Raw genomic sequence first — 330 nt, 5'->3', positions numbered from 1 at the left:
CGCGGCCGTCGCGTCGCCCAGGACTTCGGTGAGGCCCACGGGTGGTCACACGCACAAGTCGTCACCATCGGCGGCACCATGCGGGTGCATTCTGGTCCGCGACGAACACTCGGTCGACGAGCAGGCCGACCACGATCTGCGGATCGACCCGCCGCTCCTTCGAGTTATGCCGACGTCCTATCTGGGGTTACGTGACCACCGTCCGCAATGAATGGTGAGACACGCATCACCCGCTCCACCCGCTTGTGGTTCACCTCGATCCCGGCATCACGCAGCTCGGCCGTGATGCGCGGGGCCCCGTAGGTGCCATCGAAATCGTCGTGAATCTCG

The 330-nt window shown here is 65.2% G+C and carries 1 pseudogene; it reads right to left on the bottom strand.

The annotated features are described in order from the left end of the window. Nucleotides 1-221: 221 nt before the first annotated feature. Nucleotides 222-330, bottom strand: a pseudogene (locus tag P3H15_RS55420) (IS3 family transposase); the annotation flags it as partial.

This window comes from Rhodococcus sp. T2V (genome assembly GCF_029269925.1).
In the GTDB taxonomy this organism is placed as follows: domain Bacteria; phylum Actinomycetota; class Actinomycetes; order Mycobacteriales; family Mycobacteriaceae; genus Rhodococcus_F; species Rhodococcus_F koreensis.
Note: the sequence above shows the minus strand (reverse complement) of the source record. Positions and strands in the feature narration are given on the sequence as shown.